Here is a 19,407-nt window from a genome sequence, read left to right as displayed (position 1 = left end):
AGTCGTCCCCTGGGGCGGCGCCCGGTGCACTGCCGGGGCGAGGAGGGCGGGCCATGGTGCAGAAGGCCAAGATCCTCCTGGTCGATGACCGGCCGGAGAATCTGCTGGCGCTGGAGGCGATCCTCTCGGCGCTCGATCAGACGCTGGTACGGGCATCGTCCGGGGAGGAAGCGCTCAAAGCACTGCTCACGGACGACTTCGCGGTCATTCTGCTGGACGTCCAGATGCCGGGCATGGACGGTTTCGAGACCGCCGCGCACATCAAGCGGCGGGAGCGGACCCGGGACATCCCGATCATCTTCCTCACCGCGATCAACCATGGTCCGCACCACACCTTCCGTGGCTATGCGGCGGGCGCGGTGGACTACATCTCCAAGCCGTTCGACCCGTGGGTGCTGCGCGCCAAGGTCTCGGTGTTCGTCGAGCTGTACATGAAGAACTGCCAGCTGAGGGAGCAGGCGGCGCTGCTGCGGCTCCAGTTGGAGGGCGGCGGCAAGGGCGCGGTCGGCGGCGGCAAGGAGGCGGCCGGACTGCTCGCCGAGCTGTCCGCGCGGCTCGCGGCGGTCGAGGAGCAGGCCGAGGCGCTGTCCAAGCAGCTGGACGACGAGTCGGCGGACGCGGCCGCGGTGGCCACGGCGGCACACCTGGAGCGCAAGCTGACCGGACTGCGGCGCGCGTTGGACGCGCTGGAGCCGGGAACCGGCGGGCCCTCCTCGGTGCCCTCGCAGAACTGACCACCCGGCGGGGTCCGTTGCGACAGCGCCGTCGAGTGAGCCCGCGTCAGTTTCCCGCCCCCGCAAGGGCGACACGAACGGGTGAAGCGGCAGGCACACGTGTCCCCTGTCGGCTCCCCCGGTAATCTCACACCTATGGCCTCACGTCCCTCCGCAGCCAAGAAGCAGCCCGCGAAGAAGACGGCCGCTCCCGCGAAGGCTCCGGCGAGGAAGGCCGTGGCGAAAAAGGCACCCGCGAAGAAGGCGCCCGCCAAGAGGGCCCCGGCGAAGAAGGCCGCGCCCGCGAAGCCGGCACCGAGCCCCACCGGGGGCGTGTACCGGCTCGTGCGCGCCCTCTGGCTCGGCCTCGCGCACGCCGTCGGCGCGGTGTTCCGCGGCATAGGGCAGGGCGCCAAGAACCTCGACCCGGCACACCGCAAGGACGGCGTCGCGCTGCTGCTGCTCGCCCTCGCGCTGATCGTCGCCGCGGGCACCTGGTCGAACCTGCGCGGGCCCGTCGGCGAACTCGTCGAGGTGCTGGTGACCGGCGCCTTCGGCCGGCTCGACCTGCTGGTGCCGATACTGCTCACGGTGATCGCCGTCCGCTTCATCCGGCACCCGGAGAAACCCGAGGCCAACGGCCGGATCGTGATCGGCCTGTCCGCGCTCGTCATCGGCGTCCTCGGCCAGGTCCACATCGCCTGCGGCTCGCCCGCGCGCAGCGACGGCATGCAGGCCATACGGGACGCCGGCGGCCTCATCGGCTGGGGAGCGGCGACCCCGCTGACGTACACCATGACCGACGTGCTGGCCGTGCCGCTGCTGGTCCTCCTGACCTTGTTCGGCCTGCTGGTGGTGACCGCCACGCCGGTCAACGCCATCCCGCAGCGGCTGCGGCTGCTCGGCGTGCGCCTCGGTCTGGTCCGCGACCCCGAGCCGGACGAGTTCGGCGAGGACGACGAGCGCTACGAGGAGCAGTGGCGCGAGGCGCTGCCCGCCCGTCCGCGCCGGCGCGGCGGCCCCGCCCCCGAGGTGTACGACCCCGACGGCGCCGAGCAGGAGGCGCTCTCGCGGCGTCGCGGCCGACCCCGGCGCTCCGCGGTGCCGCAGCCCGAGATGGACCGGCAGATGGACGCCGTGGACGTCGCCGCCGCTGCCGCCGCCGCGCTCGACGGCGCCGTGCTGCACGGCATGCCGCCGTCGCCGGTCGTCGCCGACCTCACCCAGGGCGTACGTGCCGAGGACCGCGAGCCGACGACGCCGACACCGACGCCGGTGCCGGCCGCGCGGCCCAAGCGGGAGCAGGTGAAGCGCGCCCCGCAGGAGCAGCTCAAGACGGAGGTCCCCGACCTCACCAAGGCGCCCCCGAACGAGCCCCGCGACCTGCCCGCGCGGGCCGAGCAGCTCCAGCTGTCCGGCGACATCACCTACGCCCTGCCGTCGCTGGACCTCCTCACGCGCGGCGGTCCCGGCAAGGCGCGCAGCGCCGCCAACGACGCGATCGTCGACTCGCTGACCAACGTCTTCACCGAGTTCAAGGTCGACGCGCGGGTCACCGGCTTCACGCGCGGGCCGACGGTCACGCGCTACGAGGTCGAGCTGGGCCCCGCCGTGAAGGTGGAGCGGATCACCGCGCTCACCAAGAACATCGCGTACGCCGTCGCCAGCCCGGACGTGCGGATCATCAGCCCCATCCCCGGCAAGTCCGCGGTCGGCATCGAGATCCCGAACACCGACCGTGAGATGGTCAACCTCGGCGACGTGCTGCGGCTCGCGGAGTCCGCCGAGGACGACGACCCGATGCTGGTCGCCTTCGGCAAGGACGTCGAGGGCGGGTACGTCATGCACTCGCTGGCGAAGATGCCGCACATGCTGGTCGCCGGCGCCACCGGCTCCGGCAAGTCGTCCTGCATCAACTGCCTGATCACCTCGGTCATGATGCGGGCGACCCCCGAGGACGTCCGGATGATCCTGGTCGACCCCAAGCGCGTCGAGCTGACCGCCTACGAGGGCATCCCGCACCTGATCACACCGATCATCACCAACCCGAAGCGGGCCGCCGAGGCGCTCCAGTGGGTCGTACGCGAGATGGACCTCAGGTACGACGACCTCGCGGCCTACGGGTACCGGCACATCGACGACTTCAACCGCGCGGTGCGCGAGGGGAAGGTCAAGCCGCCGGAGGGCAGCGAGCGGGAGCTCCAGCCGTACCCGTACCTGCTGGTGATCGTCGACGAGCTGGCGGACCTGATGATGGTGGCGCCGCGCGACGTCGAGGACGCGATCGTGCGGATCACACAGCTCGCGCGGGCCGCCGGCATCCACCTGGTGCTCGCCACCCAGCGGCCGTCGGTGGACGTCGTCACCGGCCTCATCAAGGCCAACGTGCCCTCGCGGCTCGCCTTCGCCACCTCCTCGCTGGCCGACTCGCGGGTCATCCTCGACCAGCCGGGCGCCGAGAAGCTGATCGGCAAGGGCGACGGGCTGTTCCTGCCGATGGGGGCGAACAAGCCCACCCGTATGCAGGGCGCGTTCGTCACCGAAGCCGAGGTCGCGGTCGTCGTCCAGCACTGCAAGGATCAGATGGCGCCGGTCTTCCGGGACGACGTCGTCGTCGGGACCAAGCAGAAGAAGGAGATCGACGAGGACATCGGCGACGACCTCGACCTGCTGTGCCAGGCGGCCGAGCTGGTCGTCTCCACGCAGTTCGGGTCGACCTCCATGCTCCAGCGCAAGCTGCGGGTCGGCTTCGCGAAGGCCGGGCGGCTGATGGACCTGATGGAGTCCCGGAACATCGTCGGACCCAGCGAGGGGTCCAAGGCGCGGGACGTGCTGGTGAAGCCGGACGAACTGGATGGCGTGCTGGCCATGATTCGTGGGGAGTCTGAAGCGTAGGGAGACGGCTGCGGTGGTGCTCTCGCGGACGGGTACGCGAGCGGTTGCGCGGAAGGGTACGCGGATGGGTGCGCGTTCCGCCGGTTGCTGGATCGTGACTCACCCGTAAGGGATCAGTGAGCAACCGTTTCCCTTTGACGCACGTCAAGTTGAGGGAAGCGAAAAGCGCGTACCCCACCATCGGGATGTCCGGCCATTCCGATGGCGTACAAAGTCCTACCGCCCGGTTGCCCCACCCTTTCGCACCCCCCCTAGACTGAACCTCCAGCAGGTGGCTACACGCTCGAAAGGCGCCCCCGTGTCCATCGGCAACTCCCCTGAAGACGAGCGTCCCTTCGAAGACGTTTCCGAGGAAGCCCACCCCTCCATCGGCCACGCGCTGCGGCAGGCGCGTATCGCGGCCGGGCTGACCGTCGACGACGTCAGCGCCGCCACCCGGGTCCGGATCGCCATCGTGCACGCGATCGAGGCGGACGACTTCGCGCCCTGCGGCGGAGACGTCTACGCCCGCGGTCACATCCGGACCCTGGCCAAGGCCGTCGGCCTGGATCCGGAACCCCTGCTCGCGCGGTACGGCGCCGAACACGGCGGACGGCCCGCGCCCACCCCGGCGGCACCGCTGTTCGAGGCGGAACGCATCCGGCCCGAGCGGCGCGGACCGAACTGGACGGCGGCCATGGTCGCCGCGATCGTCGCCGTGGTCGGCTTCGTCGGGTTCACCGCCTTCAAGGGCGACTCCGACAGCGGGTCGAAGGAGCAGGTCGCCGAGGGCGTCACGTCGACGAAGAGCAAGGACGCCTCGCCGAGCGCCGGGACCGGCAAGCCCACCGACTCCAAGCCCGACCCGACCGAGAGCGCCATCGCGGCCGCGCCGCGCGACAAGGTCACCGTCCAGGTCAGCGCGGCCGACGGGCGCAGCTGGATCTCCGCCAAGGACCACAGCGGCCGGCTGCTCTTCGACGGTCTCCTCAAGCAGGGCGAGTCCAAGACCTTCCAGGACAGCTCCGAGATCAACCTGGTCCTCGGCGACGCCGGGGCGATCGAGCTGTACGTGAACGGGAAGAAGATCGACGAGGACTTCCGGCCGGGTGCCGTGGAGCGGCTGACCTACAGGAAGAGTGATCCGCAGGTCGGATAAGGGAGTCGCAACGGGGCAGCGGGTGCGGGGTCGGCCAAGATCGGCCAACCCCGTCGACGTGGGGTGTCAGCGGGACGAAGTAGTCTTGAGCCCATGCCTGAACGCCGTACCGTCGCACTGGTCACCCTTGGCTGCGCCCGTAACGAGGTGGACTCGGAGGAGCTCGCAGGCCGTTTGGAGGCGGACGGCTGGCAGCTCGTCGAGGACGCCGCGGACGCCGATGTCGCCGTCGTCAACACCTGCGGCTTCGTCGACGCCGCCAAGAAGGACTCCGTAGACGCCCTGCTGGAGGCCAACGACCTCAAGGACCACGGCAGAACCCAGGCCGTGGTCGCGGTCGGCTGCATGGCCGAGCGGTACGGCAAGGAGCTGGCCGAGGCCCTTCCCGAGGCCGACGGCGTGCTCGGCTTCGACGACTACGCCGACATCTCCGACCGCCTCCAGACCATCCTGAGCGGCGGCATCCACGCCGCCCACACCCCGCGCGACCGGCGCAAGCTGCTGCCGATCAGCCCCGCCGAGCGGCAGGAGTCCGCGGCGGAGGTCGCCCTGCCGGGCCACGCGCCCACCGACCTCCCCGACGGCCTGGCCCCCGCCTCCGGCCCGCGCGCGCCGCTGCGCCGACGGCTGGACGGCGCCCCGGTCGCCTCGGTGAAGCTCGCCTCCGGCTGCGACCGGCGCTGCACCTTCTGCGCCATCCCGTCCTTCCGCGGCTCCTTCATCTCGCGCCGCCCGAGCGACGTGCTGAACGAGACACGGTGGCTGGCCGAGCAGGGCGTCAAGGAGATCATGCTGGTCTCCGAGAACAACACGTCGTACGGCAAGGACCTGGGCGACATCCGCCTGCTGGAGTCGCTGCTGCCCGAGCTGGCCGAGGTGGACGGCATCGAGCGGGTCCGCGTCAGCTACCTCCAGCCCGCCGAGATGCGCCCCGGCCTGATCGACGTGCTGACCTCCACCCCCAAGGTCGCCCCCTACTTCGACCTCTCCTTCCAGCACTCCGCCCCCGGCGTGCTCCGCGCGATGCGCCGCTTCGGCGACACCGACCGCTTCCTGGAGCTGCTGGACACCATCCGGAGCAAGGCCCCGGAGGCCGGTGTGCGGTCCAACTTCATCGTCGGCTTCCCCGGCGAGTCCGAGGCCGACCTGGCCGAGCTGGAGCGCTTCCTGACCGGCGCGCGGCTGGATGCCATCGGCGTTTTCGGTTACTCCGACGAGGAGGGCACCGAAGCCGCGACGTACGACAACAAGCTCGACGAGGACGTCGTCGCCGAGCGGCTGGCCCGGGTCTCCCGGCTGGCCGAGGAACTGGTCTCGCAGCGTGCCGAGGAACGCGTCGGCTCGACCGTGCGGGTCCTCGTCGAGTCGGTGGACGACGAGGAGGGCGTCTACGGCCGCGCGGCCCACCAGGCGCCGGAGACGGACGGTCAGGTGCTGCTCACGAGCGGCGCGGGCCTGAGCGTCGGTCGTATGGTCGAGGCGAAGGTGGTCGGTACGGAGGGTGTCGACCTGGTGGCCGAGCCGCTGGCGGGCCACCCCGGAGGCAGCGAGGAGGCGGGCAGATGAGCGGAGTGCCGGCGGCCGCGGGCGGTCCCGCCCGGGCGAACGGCGCGGCTGCGGCTTCCGCCCCGGGCAAGGGGGCGGCGGGCGCCGCCGCCCACGGTCCGAGCGCTGCCGGGCCTCGCGGGGCCGCCGTCGCCGCTTCGGTGCCGGGAGGCTCCGCGGAGTCGTCGTCCGGTAATGCCGGTGGGGCGTCCTCTGCGGGCGCTGCCGGCGGGGCGTCCGTCGGTTCCTCCGAGGGCGGACCCGTGGCGTCGCCCGGGGCAGCGCCGGAGAGCGTGGCGGACGGCGGATCGGGCAGCGGCCCGGCGGGTGCCAAGCCCGCGCGGGGCGGCAAGATCGCGGCTGCCGCGGTCAACCAGGCCAGCGTCTGGAACATCGCCAACCTGCTGACCATGCTCCGGCTGCTCCTCGTGCCCGCCTTCGTCGCCCTGATGCTGGCCGACGGCGGGTACGACCCGGCGTGGCGTTCGCTGGCCTGGGCCGCCTTCGCCATCGCCATGATCACCGACCTGTTCGACGGGCATCTGGCGCGCACCTACGACCTCGTCACCGACTTCGGGAAGATCGCCGATCCCATCGCCGACAAGGCGATCATGGGAGCGGCGCTGATCTGTCTCTCTGCGCTGGGCGATCTGCCGTGGTGGGTGACAGCGGTGATCCTCGGGCGGGAACTCGGCGTCACGCTGCTGCGTTTTCTGGTCATCCGGTACGGCGTCATCCCGGCGAGCCGGGGCGGCAAGCTCAAGACCCTCACCCAGGGCGTGGCCGTCGGGATGTATGTGCTCGCGCTGACGGGGTGGCTGGCCACCCTGCGGTTCTGGGTGATGGCGGCGGCGGTCGTACTGACCGTCGTGACCGGCCTCGACTATGTGAGACAGGCCATTGTGCTGCGCCGGCAGGGAATCGCCGAGCGCAAGGCCGCGCTGGAGGAGACGCAGGGGTGAGGTCCACGGCAGCCGACGTGGTGCGACTACTCACCGTGAGGGGTGAGACGGTCGCCGTCGCCGAGTCGCTGACCGGTGGGCTGGTCGCCGCGGAGCTCACCACGGTTCCGGGTGCGTCCAAGGCGTTCCGGGGTTCCGTGACCGCGTACGCCACCGAACTGAAGCATCGGCTGCTGGGTGTCGACGCCACCCTGCTGGCCCAGCGAGGTGCGGTGGATCCGCAGGTCGCGGCCCAGATGGCGGCCGGAGTGCGGAAGGCGCTGGGCGCCGACTGGGGCATCGCCACCACCGGTGTCGCCGGCCCCGATCCGCAGGACGGACAGCCCGTCGGGACGGTTTTCATGGCGCTGGACGGGCCCTTCGGCCCTGGTTCCGGTTCCGCCGGTGGCGGAAAAGTGGAGTCGCTGCGGTTGAACGGCGACCGCGAGGAAATTCGTATGGAGAGTGTACGGAGCGTACTCGCACTGCTCCTGAAGGAGCTTGCGGGCGAACAGACCGGGAATGAGCGGGCACAGGATACGGAACAGAACGGGGGGTTTTGATGTTTGCAGCCCTGAGTGAACACGACATCGCTCCCCGCACGGCCGCGGCGCGAGGCGGTACGGTGGGGCGTGAAGGATGCGGCTACGCGGTCCGAGGAGGGAGCCACCGATGATTCTGCTCCGTCGCCTGCTGGGTGACGTGCTGCGTCGGCAGCGCCAGCGCCAGGGCCGTACTCTGCGCGAAGTCTCCTCGTCCGCCCGAGTCTCACTCGGCTATCTCTCCGAGGTGGAGCGGGGGCAGAAGGAGGCTTCCTCCGAACTGCTCGCCGCCATCTGCGACGCGCTGGACGTACGGATGTCCGAGCTGATGAGGGAAGTGAGCGACGAGCTCGCCCTCGCCGAGCTGGCCCAGTCTGCAGCGGCCACCCCCAGCGAGCCTGTGCACACGCCGGTTCGCCCGATGCTGGGCTCTGTTTCGGTGACTGGTGTGCCACCGGAACGGGTGACCATCAAGGCGCCTGCCGAAGCGGTGGACGTGGTCGCCGCGTGAGTGTGGCGCGGCTCTGAAAGAGCGTGACGTGTGAGCCCCGACGGGGCTTCTCCAGGGGGCCTGGGGAAGCGGGTCGGGGTTTTCGCGTGTCTGGGCCCTTGTTGGGGCGTCTGGCGATGTGCTCCGTTTGCCGCATTTTGTGGATCCGGTCATCGTGGAGGGGCCACGACTGGGTGAGTTGCCGGAGGTGCGGATGAACGCCGTGAAGAGCCCGCTGTCCGATTCGGACCTGAAGACCGTCGCCGACGCGCTGCAGGGCGCCCTCGTCGATCTGGTGGACCTCGCGTTGGTCGCCAAGCAGGTGCACTGGAACGTCGTGGGGCCGCGCTTCCGGTCCGTGCACCTCCAACTGGACGAGGTGGTCGACACCGCCCGGACGCACTCCGACACGGTCGCCGAGCGGGCCTCCGCCCTGGGTGTCTCGCCCGACGGGCGGGCCGCGACCGTGGCCTCCGGCAGCGGCATCGGGGAGGTGTTCGGCGGATGGGTCAAGGACGAGGACGCGGTACGGGTGCTCGTGGACGCCCTCGGGGCGGTGATCACCCGGATGCGGGAGCGCGTGGCGGCGACCGGGGAACCGGATCCGGTGTCGCAGGACATCTTCATCCAGGTCACCGCGGACCTCGAGAAGCATCACTGGATGTTCCAGGCGGAGAACGTGTGACGTGCGGGTGAGTCCGTGCGATGTACGGGCGAGTGTGTGACGTGCAGGTGAGCGAGGGACGTAGGGGTGACGCGAGTGGTGCGCCCGTGTGCCGGTGGTGCGCCCTCCCCGCGCTGAGAGTGGCCGTCTAGCGTCGGCCCGGTCGGGGTGAGACGGCGTTCTGGCGTCGGGCTGGAGGTGGCCGCCATGGCGGGGCGGATAGTGCGCTGGGGGGCCGTTCTGACGCTTGGCGCGGTGTGGTGGTGGGCGGTCGTCCGGGTCGCGGTCGCGCCGGACGCGGGGGTGCTGGAGGGGACGGTCGCGGCCGGCGGGTGGGGACTGAGTCTCCTCCCGGTGCACACGGTCTCCAAGGCGCGGGCCGCCGGCGCGGTCGGTACCGGGCGCTGGCGGGCCGCCTGGCGGGCGGCGGACGCCGCCAGGGCATCGGCGGGTGCTGCCGGGGCGTCGGTGGATGCTGCCAAGGTGTCGGCGGATGGCGCCAGGGCGTCGGCGGACGCCACCAGGGCATCGCCACCCCGCCGTTCGGGCGCAGGATCTGACCCGTCGTGAAGGGCGAGGCGTCGCAGGCCAGATACAGGACCGCGTGAGCGATGTCCTCCGGTGTGCCGACCCGGCCCAGCGGGGACATCCGGGCCATCGCCGCCTCGGTTCGGGACCGGGTCTCGTCGTCGTGGCGGGCCGTCATGGGGGTACGGGTCCAGCCCGGCGCGATCGCGTTCGCGCGGGTGCCGTGGCCGCCCAGCTCGGTCGCCAGCGTCTTCGTCAGCTGCACCACGGCCGCCTTGGCGACGCCGCAGCAGAGCAGGCCGGGGGCGCCGGTGTCGACGGCTCCCGAGGCCATGGTGACGATGCTGCCGCCGGTGCCCCGGGCCGGCATCAGCCGGGCCGCCTCATGGCAGGCGTACAGCACCCCTTTGAAGTTGACGGCCAGCACCCGGTCGAGGCCCGCGTCGCGGGTGTCCGGCACCGGGCTGCTGTGCATGATCCCGGCGATCGCGGCCAGCACGTCCAGGCGTTCGCAGGCCGCCATCGCCTGCCGGAGCGCGCCGCGGTCGGTGACGTCGAGGGGGTGGGCGCGGGCGGTGCCGCCGCGTTCCTCGATCAGGGCCGCCGTCTCGCGCAGGCCCTGTGCGTCGAGGTCCGCGCAGTGCACGGTGGCCCCGGCGCCGGCGAGCAGGACGGCCGACGCGCGGCCGATGCCGCCTGCCGCGCCGGTGACGAAGGCGGTGCGTCCGGTGAGGTCGTACGCGGGGGCCAGCATGGAGGGACGGTACGTAGAACCTGACGGGGCGTCAATTGCCGCTGGTGGGTCGGCTGGAATGGGCGGATCGGCTGGAGCGGCCGGTGCCCGGGGCCGGGGCCGGGGCCGGGCCGGTCTGGCAGGTCGGGCACCAGTAGGTGGGGCGGTCCCGGGAGCCGTCGCCCTGGTCGGCGACGCGGACGGGGGTGCGGCAGCGCAGGCAGGGGCGGGGTGCCCGGCCGTAGACGAACAGGTCCTGGCCGCGGCGGCCGGTCGTGCTGCGGACCGGGCGGTCGCGGTTGGCCTCCAGGAGCTTCTTGGCGAGGACCGGGAGCCGGGCGGCGCGGTCGGGCGGGAGCGCGCCGACGGGGAGCCATGGGGTGGCGCCCAGCAGGAAGCACAGCTCGCTCTTGAAGACGTTGCCGATCCCGGCGAGATTGCGCTGGTCCAGCAGGGCCTCGCCGAGCGGGCGGGCCGGGTCGGCGAGGAGGTTGGCGAGGGCGAGGCCGGGGTCCCAGTCCGGGCCCAGCAGGTCGGGGCCGAGATGGCCGACCGCGCGGTCCTCGTCTGCGGTGCGGAGGAGTTCCAGGACGGGGAGGCGGTAACCGACGGCCGTGCGGTCGGCGGTGCCGAGGATCGCGCGGATCTGGTGCGCCGGGCCGCCGGTCCAGCGCTCGCCTGCCGCGTAGACCTTCCACGAGCCGTCCATCCGCAGGTGCGAGTGCAGGGTGAGGCCGCCCTCGATGCGGGTGAGGATGTGCTTGCCCCGCGGGGTCACGTCGAGCACGGTCCGGCCGGTGAGGTCGGCGGTCGCGTACCGCGGGACCCGGAGGTCGGAGAGGGTCAGCACCTCGCCCGCGAGGGCGGTGTGCAGCCTGCTCGCGGCCTGCCAGACGGTGTCTCCTTCGGGCATGGGTCAAGGGTGGCACGGGGCGGGCGGGTCATGCCTGGTCATGTCTGCCTCATGCCTGGTGCTGCCTGGTCTCCCGGTCATGCCCGCAGGCGCAGGCCTCTGGGTGTCGCGACGAAGCCCGCTCCCTCCAGGAGGGCGCCGATGGGTGACGTCAGTGCCTGGGCGCCGTTGATCCGCTCCACGGTGACCGTGCCGAGGGAGCCCGCGCGGGCCGCGTCGGCGAGGGCGTCCGCGGCGGCGCGCAGCCGGGCGTCGTCGGTGGGGGTGGTGTCCGGGTCGGTGGGCCAGGCCAGCAGCGTCTTGCCGCCCCGTTCCATGTAGAGCACCAGCTCGCCCTCGGCGAGTACGACGAGGGAGCCCGCCTTGCGGCCCGGCTTGTGCCCGGCGTCGGTCGGCGGGTCGGGCCAGGCGAGGGCCGCGCCGTAGGCGTTCGCCGGGTCGGCGGCGGCGAGGACGACGGCGCGCGGGACGGGCGGGCCGGAGGCGCGGCGGCCGGGGGCGGCCTGGGCGTACGGTGGGCGGCCGCCGTTCTGCCAGGCGGGGGCGGTGCGGTCCTGGCCGCGTGGGGTGCGCTGGTCGCCCGGCATCGGGTGGGTGGCCGGGACGTCGAAGGGGTCGCCTCCATCGGGGGCGTCGTACCAGGCGGGCGAGTGGTCCTCGAAAGGTCCCAACGGGCGGGCTCCGTCGAGGAAGTCGGCGGTGGCTCCGTCGACGCCGAGGAAGGCGCCGGGGCCGGGGCCCGGAGCGCCTGCGCCGGCACCCGTGCCCGTGCCGACGCCTGCGCCGTGGGCGAAGTCGGCGTCCGGGCGGCCGGCGTTGCGTTCGCGGGCGTTGGCCACCGCGCGGAGGCGGTCCACCGCACCGTCCATGGCGAACTGGGCGGCGCCGAGCCCTTCCACCACGTAGCCGCGCCGGGCCTGGCCGCTCTCCTCGAAGGCGGACAGGATGCGGTACATCGCGGAGAAGCCGCCCTCGACGCCTTCCGCGGCGACCGCGCCCCGGGTCACCACGCCGTGCCGGTCGAGCAGGGTGCGGGCCAGGGCGTGGGCGCGCACCGTGGTGTCGGGCTCGCGCTGCGGGAGCAGGGACCAGCGGCCGGCGACGGTCGGCGGGCCGCTTCGGGAGGCCGGGCGGGCGGCGGCCGTCAGCGAGCCGTAGCGCCCGCGCGGGACGGCGCGTTTGGCGCGGTGGGCGGTGGAACCGGCGGTGCGGCCCGAGCCGAGCAGGGCGCGCATCGGGGCGAGCGTGTCGTTGGTGAGGCGTCCGGACCACGCCAGATCCCACAGGGCGTCGGCGAGTTGCGGGTCGGTGGCGTCCGGGTGGGTGGTGGCGCGTACCTGGTCGGCGATCTGACGGAAGAACAGGCCGTAGCCACCCGAGAGGGCGTTCAGGACGGACTCGTGCAGGGCCGTCAGTTCGAGAGGGTGCGGAGGCGGCAGCAGCAGCGGGGCCGCGTCCGCGAGGTACAGGGAGACCCAGCCGTCCTTGCCGGGCAACGCCCCGGCACCGGCCCACACCACCTCACCGGCGGCGGTGAGTTCGTCGAGCATCGCCGGGGTGTAGCCCGTCACGCGGGACGGCAGAACCAGTTTCTCCAGCGCGGAGGCCGGCACCGAGGCCCCCTGCAACTGCTCGACGGCGCGCACCAGTCCGTCGACGCCGCGCAGGGCGTGCCCCTGGCCGATGTGCTGCCACTGCGGGAGGAACTGGGCGAGCGCGGCCGGGGGAACCGGCTCCAGTTCGTGCCGCAGGGCGGCGAGGGAGCGGCGGCGCAGCCGGCGCAGTACGGCCGCGTCGCACCACTCCTGGCCGATTCCGGCCGGGTGGAACTCGCCCTGGACGACCCGCCCGGACGCCGACAGCCGGTGCAGGGCGCCCTCGGTGACCGCGACGCCGAGGCCGAAGCGGGCGGCCGCTGTCGCGGAGGTGAACGGTCCGTGGGTGCGGGCGTAGCGCGCGAGGAGGTCGCCCAAAGGGTCCTTCACCGGTTCGGTGAAGGCCTCCGGGACGCCGACCGGCAGGGCAGTGCCGAGGGCATCGCGCAGGCGGCCCGCGTCCTCGATCGCGGCCCAGTGGTCGGCGCCGGCGATCCGGACCTTGATCGCGCGGCGGGCACCGGCCAGTTCCTGGGCCCACTGGGGCTCGGCGCCCCGCTCGGCCAGCTCGGCGTCGGTGAGCGGGCCGAGCAGCCGCAGCACGTCGGCGACACCCTCGACGTCCTTGACGCGGCGGTCCTCGGTGAGCCACTGGAGCTCCTGCTCCAGCTCGGTCAGCACCTCCGCGTCGAGCAGTTCGCGCAGCTCGGCCTGGCCCAGCAGCTCGGCCAGCAGCCGCGAGTCCAGCGACAGGGCGGCCGCGCGGCGCTCGGCGAGGGGCGAGTCGCCCTCGTAGAGGAACTGGGCGACGTATCCGAAGAGGAGGGAGCGGGCGAAGGGGGACGGCTCGGGGGTGGTGACCTCGACCAGGCGGACCTTGCGGGACTCCAGGTCGCCCATCAGCTCGACGAGTCCGGGGACGTCGAAGACGTCCTGGAGGCATTCGCGGACCGCCTCCAGGACGATCGGGAACGAGCCGAACTCGCTCGCCACCTGGAGCAGCTGGGAGGCTCGCTGACGCTGCTGCCACAGCGGGGTGCGCTTGCCCGGATTGCGGCGGGGCAGCAGCAGCGCGCGGGCGGCGCACTCGCGGAAGCGGGCCGCGAACAGGGCCGAACCGCCGACCTGGTCGGTGACGATCTGGTCGACCTCGCCCTTGTCGAAGACGACGTCGGCCGCGCCGACGGGGGCCTGCTCGGCGTCGTACTCCGCGCCCGCCTTCATCGGCTCCTGGTCGAGGAGGTCCATGCCCAGCAGGTCGGCGTCGGGCAGGCGCAGCACGATGCCGTCGTCGGCGTGCATGACCTGGGCGTCCATGCCGTACCGCTCGGAGAGCTTGGCGCCGAGGGCGAGGGCCCAGGGGGCGTGGACCTGGGCGCCGAAGGGGGAGTGCACGACCACTCGCCAGTCGCCGAGTTCGTCGCGGAAGCGCTCCACGACGATCGTGCGGTCGTCCGGGATGTGGCCGCAGGCCTCGCGCTGTTCGTCGAGGTACGAAAGGACGTTGTCCGCCGCCCAGGCGTCCAGGCCGGCGGCGAGCAGGCGCAGACGGGCGTCGTCCTTGGACAGCGAGCCGACCTCGCGCAGGAACGCGCCCACCGCGCGGCCCAGTTCCAGCGGGCGGCCCAGCTGGTCGCCCTTCCAGAACGGCAGGCGGCCGGGGACGCCGGGCGCGGGGGAGACGAGGACGCGGTCGCGGGTGATGTCCTCGATGCGCCAGGAGCTGGTGCCGAGCGTGAAGACGTCCCCCACGCGGGACTCGTAGACCATCTCCTCGTCCAGCTCGCCGACCCGGCCGCCGCCCTTCTTCGGGTCGGCCCCGGCGAGGAAGACGCCGAACAGGCCTCGGTCGGGGATCGTGCCGCCGGAGGTGACGGCGAGGCGCTGCGCGCCGGGGCGGCCCGTGACCGTGCCCGCGACGCGGTCCCACACCACGCGGGGGCGCAGCTCGGCGAACGCGTCGGACGGGTAGCGGCCGGCGAGCATGTCGAGGACCGCGGTGAACGCCGACTCCGGCAGCGAGGCGAAGGGGGCCGCGCGGCGCACGGTGGCGAGCAGGTCGTCGACCTGCCAGGTGTCCAGCGCCGTCATCGCGACGAGCTGCTGGGCCAGCACGTCCAGCGGGTTGGCGGGCACCCTCAGGGACTCGATCGCGCCGGTGCGCATGCGCTCGGTGACCACGGCCGCCTGGACCAGGTCGCCGCGGTACTTCGGGAAGACCACGCCGGTGGAGACCGCGCCCACCTGGTGTCCCGCGCGGCCGACGCGTTGCAGCCCGGAGGCCACCGAGGGCGGGGACTCCACCTGGACGACGAGGTCGACCGCGCCCATGTCGATGCCGAGCTCGAGGCTGGAGGTGGCGACGACGGCGGGCAGGCGGCCGGCCTTCAGGTCCTCCTCGACGAGGGCTCGCTGCTCCTTGGAGACCGAGCCGTGATGGGCGCGCGCGATGACCGGCGGTGCGCCCTGCGCGGCGCCCGAGCCGCCCATCAGCTCGGCCGGGGCGTGGTGCTCGTCAAGGGGTTCGCCGGTGGCCCGCTCGTACGCGATCTCGTTCAGCCGGTTGCACAGGCGTTCGGCGAGGCGGCGGGAGTTGGCGAAGACGATGGTCGAGCGGTGGGACTGGACGAGATCGGCGATCCGCTCCTCGACGTGCGGCCAGATCGACGGGCGCTCGCCGCCCTCGGTGCCCTCGGCGACGGGGGAGCCGCCCAGCTCGCCCAGGTCCTCGACCGGGACGACCACGGACAGGTCGAACTCCTTGCCCGACTTCGGCTGGACGATCTCCACCTTGCCGCGCGGGGAGAGGAAGCGGGCGACCTCGTCGACCGGGCGGACGGTCGCCGACAGGCCGATGCGGCGGGCCGGCCTCGGCAGCAGCTCGTCCAGGCGCTCCAGGGACAGGGCCAGGTGGGCGCCGCGCTTGGTGCCGGCGACGGCGTGCACCTCGTCCAGGATCACCGTCTCCACGCCGGTCAGCGCGTCCCGTGTGGCCGACGTCAGCATCAGGAACAGGGACTCGGGGGTGGTGATCAGGATGTCCGGCGGGCGGGTGGACAGGGCGCGGCGCTCGGCGGCGGGCGTGTCGCCGGAGCGGATGCCGACCTTGACCTCCGGTTCGGGCAGGCCGAGGCGGACGGCCTCGTGGCGGATGCCGGTGAGCGGGCTGCGCAGGTTGCGCTCGACGTCGACGGCCAGGGCCTTCAGCGGGGAGACGTACAGGACGCGGCAGCGCTTCTTGGGGTCCGCCGGCGGAGGTGTGGAGGCGAGCTGGTCGAGGGCGGCGAGGAAGGCGGCCAGGGTCTTGCCGGAGCCGGTGGGGGCGACCACCAGCACGTCCGAGCCCTCGCGGATCGCCTGCCACGCGCCGGCCTGCGCGGTGGTGGGTGCGGAGAAGGCACCCGTGAACCAGGCGCGGGTCGCGGGCGAGAAGCCGTCCAGGGCTCGGCGTGGGGAGCTGGCCATGCGTCCATCCTGCACCCCGGCACTGACAAAGGGCCTGAGCTGCGGCTTTGCGTCGAGGAGGCGGCTCGCCGGACCACCGGGGCGGTCGCGTGTCCGTACGCCGTCCGGCTGGCCGACAATGGGTGCATGGCGGGTTCGAGCGAGCGGGCGCGGCACTGGCGCTACGCCGAGCTGCCGGGAGTCGATCTGCTCCGGGCCCGGTACGTCCGTAAGACGTTCGTGCGGCACACCCACGAGAACTTCGTGATCGCGGCCATCGCGACGGAGTCGAGGTCTTCCACCACCGCGGGGCCGACCAGTACGCCGGGGCGGGCGCGCTGGCACTGGTCAATCCCGACACCCCGCACACCGGGCGGGCCGGGGTGCCCGAGGGGTGGCGTTACGGGGCCGTGTACCCGTCGCCCGGACTCGTCGCGGAGATCGCCGCCGAGACGACCGCCATCCGGGGCACTCCGGGGTTCGTCAGCCCGGTGCTCGACGATCCGTACACCGTGGGTCTGGTGCACCAGGTGCTGCGGGCCGCCGATGAGGGGAACGCGCTCGCCGCCGACACCCTGCTGCGGGTCGCGGTGACCCGGCTGCTCCGGCTGAACGGCGGGGCGCTGCCGCAGCGCGAGGTGCGGACGGCCGGGGCGCGGGTCGCGGCTCGGGCCCGCGCGGTGCTGGAGGAGCGGATGACCGAGCCGCCGACGCTGGAGAAGCTCGCCGGTGACCTGGGGACCAGCCCCTTCGCGCTGCTGCGGGCGTTCCGCGCGGCCTACGGGATGCCGCCGCACGCCTGGCTGACGGACGCCCGGGTGCGGCGGGCGCTGCGGCTGCTGGACGCGGGCCGCTCGCCCGCCGAGGCCGCGGTGGCCGTCGGGTTCACGGACCAGCCGCACCTGAACCGGCACTTCAGCCGGATCGTCGGGGTACCCCCGGGCGCCTACCAGCGGGAGCGCAAGAACGTACAAGACGCGTCCCGCCGGCTGGTCCTACCGTCCGACGGGTGACTGAGGAAACAGCTCTCGCGGAGATACGGGCGGACGACGGCGGCAAGCCGGACGCCGCTGTCGTCCGGGACGCCCTGGGAGTCGGCGTCGCCGTAGGACTGTCCGGATTCGCCTTCGGGGTGACCTCGGCGGGCAACGGGCTGACGCCGGCGCAGACCTGCGTGCTCAGCCTGCTGGTGTTCACCGGGGCGTCCCAGTTCGCGCTCGTCGGGGCGCTCGCGGCCGGTGGCGGTCCGGTCACGGCGGCCGCAGGCGCCCTCTTCCTGGGGGTGCGCAACGCCTTCTACGGGTTGCGGCTGTCGCAGTTGCTGGCCCTCCCGCGCGCGGTGCGCCCGTTCGCCGCCCAGTGGGTGATCGACGAGACGGCGGCCGTGGCCCTGGCACAGCCGACGCGCCGCACCGCACGGATCGGGTTCGCCGTGACCGGGCTCAGCCTCTATGTCCTGTGGAACCTCACCACGTTCCTCGGCGCGCTCGGTGCCGAGGCCATCGGTGACACCGACGCCTGGGGCCTCGACGCGGCCGGGCCCGCGGTGTTCCTGGCGCTGCTGGCGCCGATGCTGCGGACGGCCACCGAGCGCGCCGTCGCCGTGCTCGCCGTCGTCCTGGGGCTCGGGCTGCTGCCCGTCCTGCCCGCCGGAGTGCCGGTCCTGGTGGCCGCTCTCGCGGCGCCCGTGGTGCTGTGGGCGCGTGGCCGCCGGGAGGTGGGAGACCGGTGAACACCTGGATCGCCATCGCCGTCACGGCCGCGGGCTGCTACGCCGTCAAGCTCGCCGGGCTGCTCGTCCCCGCCGGACTGCTGGAGCGGCCGCTGGTCCGGCGGCTCGCCGCGCTGCTGCCGGTCGCCCTGCTCGCCGCCCTCACGGCCCAGCAGACCTTCGCCGACGGGCAGGCACTGGTGCTGGACGCGAGGGCCGCCGGGGTCGCCGCGGCCGGCGTGGCGCTGCTGCTGCGCGCCCCGTTCCTGCTCGTCGTGGCGGCGGCCGTGGTGGTGACCGCGGGGGTGCGGGCGCTGGGCGGCTGAGGGTCAGCCGATCGGGCGGCCGTGGGCCCTCAGGGTGCGCAGGGCCTCGATGGTCACCATGGGGCGGGCCTCCAGGGTGGCGCCGGGTGCCCACTGCCGCCAGAGAATCGGCCAGCCGCCGTCCTCCTGCTGCTCGCTCGCCAGATGGTCCAGGGCGCGCGCCATCTCGTCGTCGGTGAACCACGCGCGCGCGAGGGACTGCGGTGTCCTCGCGTAGTCGTACGGGAAGTGGTGCTCGCCCGGGGCGTAGCCGGGGGCGACGGGGAAGGCGTCCAGACGGTCCGGGTCGAGGGCCGCGAGCCGCTGCTCGCGCACCAGGCGGCCCAGGCGGTCGGCGGCCGCCTCCGCGCGGGGGCGGTCGGGCGCCGAGTCGAGGAAGGCCACGGCGGCCTGGATCTCGTAGGGGTGCGAACGCTCCAGCGTCTCCACCGCCTGCCAGCAGAAGTCCGTCGCGCGGAACAGCCACGCGTGCCACACCTCGTTGCGGTGCAGCAGGCCGACCACCGGGCCGGTGGCCAGCAGCTCGCTGGGTGGATCGTCCACGATCGGCACGAAAGGGGCGGCCGGGTAGCCGCGCTGGCTGGGATGGACGGCGGGCAGTGCCCCGTCGGGAGTGGACACCGAGGTCAGGTAGCGGCACACCCGCTCCACGCGCTGTCCGCCGCAGCGGCCGATCGAGTCCAGCACGCGCAGGGCCCGCGCGGTGTGCAGCGGTTGGCTGACCGGGCCGCGCAGATCGGGCTCCAGGGCGTGGCCGTAGCCGCCGTCCTGGTTGCGGTGGGCGTCCAGCGCCGTCTCGACGGGATCGGCGCCGCCGTTGAGGAAGTGGTACGCGAAGAGGCGCTGTTCCAGCACCCGCGCGGTGAGCCAGACGAAGTGTTCGGCGCGGAAGAGCGGGGAGCGCGCCGGGGGCGATGAGGGGAGTGGGGATGCTCCTGTTTCGGCCATGGCTCAGACCGTAGGGCGAAAAGGGAGCCGGGCGAGCGGTCCCCGCCCGGGCCCACTCTCAGGGGCGGGATACTGGTGGCATGCGGTTGACGGTCTTCTGGGAGCGGATGGCGGAGCACTTCGGGACGGGGTACGCCGACACCTTCGCGCGCGATCATGTGATGTCGGAACTCGGCGGGCGCACCGTGCACGAGGCACTGGCCGCCGGCTGGGACGCCAAGGACGTGTGGCGCGTGGTGTGTGACGTCATGCACGTGCCACAGGAACAGCGCTGACAGATC

General features: G+C 73.1%; 14 protein-coding genes and 2 pseudogenes. 12 read left to right on the top strand and 4 right to left on the bottom strand.

Annotated features, from left to right (window positions below; all coding sequences use genetic code 11):
- Positions 1–53: 53 nt before the first annotated feature.
- The 8 genes from AMK31_RS07215 to AMK31_RS07180 all read left to right on the top strand — a co-directional run bounded on the left by AMK31_RS07215 (position 54) and on the right by AMK31_RS07180 (position 8,949).
- Positions 54–734, top strand: coding sequence for a response regulator (locus AMK31_RS07215; RefSeq protein WP_073939526.1), 681 nt, complete (start codon positions 54–56; stop codon positions 732–734).
- Between the two features lie 135 nt (positions 735–869).
- A complete protein-coding gene (locus tag AMK31_RS07210) occupies positions 870–3,608 on the top strand; it encodes a DNA translocase FtsK (RefSeq protein WP_198948435.1) in 2,739 nt (912 codons plus the stop codon).
- A gap of 298 nt (positions 3,609–3,906) precedes the next feature.
- Positions 3,907–4,746, top strand: coding sequence for a helix-turn-helix domain-containing protein (locus tag AMK31_RS07205; protein WP_073939525.1), 840 nt, complete (start codon positions 3,907–3,909; stop codon positions 4,744–4,746).
- Positions 4,747–4,839: 93 nt separating this feature from the next.
- Positions 4,840–6,312, top strand: coding sequence for a 30S ribosomal protein S12 methylthiotransferase RimO (gene rimO, locus AMK31_RS07200; protein WP_073939524.1), 1,473 nt, complete (start codon positions 4,840–4,842; stop codon positions 6,310–6,312).
- A complete protein-coding gene (gene pgsA, locus AMK31_RS07195; RefSeq protein WP_073939523.1) occupies positions 6,309–7,253 on the top strand; it encodes a CDP-diacylglycerol--glycerol-3-phosphate 3-phosphatidyltransferase in 945 nt (314 codons plus the stop codon). The genes rimO and pgsA overlap by 4 nt, the downstream gene beginning before the upstream one ends.
- On the top strand, positions 7,250–7,795 hold the full coding sequence (locus AMK31_RS07190) for a CinA family protein (RefSeq protein WP_073939522.1): 546 nt from the start codon (positions 7,250–7,252) through the stop codon (positions 7,793–7,795). Before pgsA ends, AMK31_RS07190 begins: the two co-directional genes overlap by 4 nt.
- 109 nt (positions 7,796–7,904) lie before the next feature.
- Positions 7,905–8,285 carry a helix-turn-helix domain-containing protein gene (locus AMK31_RS07185; RefSeq protein ID WP_043504588.1) on the top strand — a complete coding sequence of 127 codons (381 nt, stop codon included), beginning with the start codon at positions 7,905–7,907 and terminating at the stop codon, positions 8,283–8,285.
- A gap of 193 nt (positions 8,286–8,478) precedes the next feature.
- On the top strand, positions 8,479–8,949 hold the full coding sequence (locus tag AMK31_RS07180; protein WP_073939521.1) for a Dps family protein: 471 nt from the start codon (positions 8,479–8,481) through the stop codon (positions 8,947–8,949).
- Positions 8,950–9,448: 499 nt separating this feature from the next.
- Here AMK31_RS07180 and AMK31_RS07170 read toward each other — a convergent pair.
- From AMK31_RS07170 to AMK31_RS07160, 3 genes and pseudogenes are all read right to left on the bottom strand, one after another.
- A pseudogene (locus AMK31_RS07170) lies at positions 9,449–10,210 on the bottom strand (SDR family NAD(P)-dependent oxidoreductase); the annotation flags it as partial.
- Between the two features lie 31 nt (positions 10,211–10,241).
- Positions 10,242–11,102, bottom strand: a complete 861-nt coding sequence (locus tag AMK31_RS07165; RefSeq protein WP_073939520.1) for an Fpg/Nei family DNA glycosylase — start codon at positions 11,100–11,102, stop codon at positions 10,242–10,244.
- A 77-nt stretch (positions 11,103–11,179) separates the two neighbouring features.
- A complete protein-coding gene (locus tag AMK31_RS07160) occupies positions 11,180–16,162 on the bottom strand; it encodes an ATP-dependent helicase (RefSeq protein WP_073939519.1) in 4,983 nt (1,660 codons plus the stop codon).
- Positions 16,163–16,288: 126 nt separating this feature from the next.
- Between AMK31_RS07160 and AMK31_RS07155 the strand changes: the two are divergent.
- From AMK31_RS07155 to AMK31_RS07145, 3 genes and pseudogenes are all read left to right on the top strand, one after another.
- Positions 16,289–17,130, top strand: a pseudogene (locus tag AMK31_RS07155) (AraC family transcriptional regulator); the annotation flags it as partial.
- A 20-nt stretch (positions 17,131–17,150) separates the two neighbouring features.
- Positions 17,151–17,873, top strand: coding sequence for an AzlC family ABC transporter permease (locus AMK31_RS07150; RefSeq protein ID WP_073939518.1), 723 nt, complete (start codon positions 17,151–17,153; stop codon positions 17,871–17,873).
- Complete coding sequence (locus AMK31_RS07145) at positions 17,870–18,178, top strand: AzlD domain-containing protein (RefSeq protein WP_073939517.1); 309 nt, start codon at positions 17,870–17,872, stop codon at positions 18,176–18,178. Before AMK31_RS07150 ends, AMK31_RS07145 begins: the two co-directional genes overlap by 4 nt.
- 3 nt (positions 18,179–18,181) lie before the next feature.
- On the opposite strand, the gene AMK31_RS07140 is transcribed toward AMK31_RS07145, so the two are convergent.
- Positions 18,182–19,126, bottom strand: a complete 945-nt coding sequence (locus AMK31_RS07140) for a hypothetical protein (RefSeq protein WP_073939516.1) — start codon at positions 19,124–19,126, stop codon at positions 18,182–18,184.
- 80 nt (positions 19,127–19,206) lie between these two features.
- Here AMK31_RS07140 and AMK31_RS07135 point away from each other — a divergent pair, with 80 nt between their 5' ends.
- Positions 19,207–19,401: a DUF3046 domain-containing protein gene (locus AMK31_RS07135; RefSeq protein WP_073939515.1), complete on the top strand. Its 195-nt coding sequence runs from the start codon at positions 19,207–19,209 to the stop codon at positions 19,399–19,401.
- The last annotated feature ends 6 nt before the right edge of the window (positions 19,402–19,407 follow it).

The sequence above is a fragment of the Streptomyces sp. TSRI0107 genome (assembly GCF_001905845.1).
Classification (GTDB): domain Bacteria; phylum Actinomycetota; class Actinomycetes; order Streptomycetales; family Streptomycetaceae; genus Streptomyces.
The sequence above is the reverse complement of the archived record's forward strand: the minus strand, read 5'-3'. Positions and strand labels throughout refer to the sequence as shown.